1 protein-coding gene and 1 pseudogene are annotated in these 2,402 nt (G+C 69.3%); one reads left to right on the top strand and one right to left on the bottom strand.

The annotated features are described in order from the left end of the window. Positions 1–1,275, bottom strand: a pseudogene (locus tag I6U14_RS12215) (sulfite exporter TauE/SafE family protein); the annotation flags it as partial. 252 nt (positions 1,276–1,527) lie between these two features. On the opposite strand from I6U14_RS12215, the gene I6U14_RS12210 reads away from it, so the two are divergent. Continuing rightward, positions 1,528–2,402: sodium/solute symporter (locus I6U14_RS12210; RefSeq protein ID WP_296899687.1), on the top strand; the 875-nt coding region annotated here is incomplete at its 3' end.

The raw sequence follows: 2,402 nt of genomic DNA, 5'->3' as shown, positions 1-2,402 counted from the left end.
TGGGTCGGCCAGGTGCCCGTCTCCCTCACGCTCGCGCCCGGCTATGCCCATTGCCACGGCCGCGGGGGCGCAGCGCGCGGGCCGGCTCATTCGCTGAGCAAGCCGGCGCGCACCCGCCAGGAAGCCCAGGTCCGCGGCGAAGCGGCCGTCGAAGTCCTCGCCCTGAGCGCAACCGACGGCGTGCTCGAAGAGGGCAAGCCCGAGGCCGTGCCAGCGCATGGCTTTGCCAGGTGCCGGGGCGAAGCCGATGTCATCGAGCCCCGGCAGAAACAGCAGCCGCGCCAGCAATCGGCGCAGCCCGTTGCCGAGGTCGTCCCGCAGCCGCGTGAGCCAGCCCTTGCGCCGGCGCACCCGGGAGCCACGATGCAGTGCCGCCAAATAGTGCCGCTCGAGCGACGGCGGCAGCTCCGTATCCAGAACATGAACGCCGTCCGCCGCCTCGCCGTCGGTACAAGGCTCGGCGCTGGTGGGCGCCTGGTGGGGCCAGACCTGGGCGGCATCGGCCACGGCAATGGCGAGGTCAGGATCGGACGCACCGAAGGGCAGCGCGGTCGGCAGCAGCGGTGCACCCGCGGGCAGCTCGCTGCCGCCGGGTCGGCTCTTCACCAGCAGCAGCGGCAGGCGCCCGTCCTGGCCGGGCTCCGGTAGGTCCAGGCCGCTGGCAGCAAGCCAGGCGTCGATCTCAGGCCAGACCTCGATGGCAGGGAAGTAGAACCCGCGAGCACCGGGTGCGAAGTAGCGCAGGCGCACCACCAGCGCGGCGAAGGTGCGTGTGACCAGGTCATCGCCCCAGATGGGCAAGGTCAGGTCGTCGTGGTCGAGGACATCGCGCACCTCGGCAAAGGCGTGATCGCCGATGAGGCCGCGCAGCGCCGCAGCGCCGAACCGCTCCGCGTCGTCGTTATCCTCTCGCGCGTTCTGCCAGGCGCGGGCGACCTCCGCCTCGAAGCTCCTGGCCCAGTAGTCATGCCGCAGCCTGTCGAAGGCGCCCTCACCCACCGCCTGCGACGTCGGGCTTGGCAGCAGCACAACGTAGCTCGGCAGGCGCAGACCCTCGATGACCGACAGCGCCTCGGCGTTCTCCGTCTCCAGGCCATACAGGAAGGCCTCCCGCGGCATGACGTAGTACGGCAGGTCCGGGATGGGCACGCCGCGCACCTCCGCGCCGAGCTCCTCCTCGATGAGACGCTCGATGGCACGGGCATGGAACAGAAAGACTCCCTCGGCGGGCTTGAGAATCTGCTGGCGAAAGGCCTTGGCGCTGGGTGTCGGCATAACTGCATGAATTTGCGCCGATGTCGCCGGGATCAACACCACGCAAAGACCTGTGGCGAGCGCCTGCGACCCAATGACCGCATGGTAACGCCACCGCTGCCGCCGCGGGTACCGGCGCATGCTCGACAGCGCACGACATGCAGGACGCGGCCGCACGCGAGGCTGCACCAGCCGCACGAGCATGCTAGCGTGCGGCCCGCGGCGGCCTCCTCCGGCTCAGGCATCGAAGCGGACGCACAGCAGGACCCACCCATGCCCGATTTCGACAACAACGCGGTTATCGCCACCTTCCTCGTCTATCTGGCCCTGATGCTCGGCATCGGCATCTGGGCCTATCGCAGCACCAAGAGCTCCTCAGGCTATTTTCTGGGCGGGCGCACACTCGGGCCCTGGCCGGCCGCCCTGTCCGCGGGGGCCTCGGACATGAGCGGCTGGCTGCTGCTGGGGCTGCCCGGCTTCGCGTTTGCATCTGGGCTGGAGTCGCTGTGGCTCGCAGGCGGGCTGCTGGTGGGCACCTGGCTCAACTGGCTGTTGGTGGCCCGACGGCTGCGCGCCTACACCTATGCCGCCGACGACGCGCTCACTATCCCGGAGTTCTTTGCCAACCGCTTCGGCGACCCGAAGCATATCCTGCAGGCGGTGGCGGCCTTCTTCGTGCTGCTGTTCTTCCTGTTTTACACCAGCTCCGGGCTGGTGGCGGCGGGGAAGCTGTTCGAGACGGTGTTCGGCTTCGACTACGAGCTTGCCGTCGTGGTCGGCACCCTGTTCGTGGTGTCCTACACGCTGTTCGGCGGCTTTCTGGCGGTGTCCTGGACCGATCTGGTACAGGGGCTGCTGATGGCGGCGGCGCTGCTGCTCGTGCCCGTCATGGCGATCAACGCCGACGGCGGCATCGGACCACTCGTGAGCACACTGAACGCGCACAACCCGGAGCTGCTGACCCTGTGGCGGGACAACACCGGCGAGGCACTGAGCGTCATCGCCATCGTGTCTCTGGCGGCCTGGGGGCTCGGCTACTTCGGCCAGCCGCATATCCTGGCCCGCTTCGCCGGCATCCGCTCAACGGCGGATGTGCCCATGGCCCGGCGCATCGCCGTCAGCTGGACCGCGCTCAGCATGGGCGGCGC

This window comes from Thiohalocapsa sp., from assembly GCF_019695415.1.
In the GTDB taxonomy this organism is placed as follows: Bacteria; Pseudomonadota; Gammaproteobacteria; order Chromatiales; family Chromatiaceae; genus Thiohalocapsa.
Note: the sequence above shows the minus strand (reverse complement) of the source record. Positions and strands in the feature narration are given on the sequence as shown.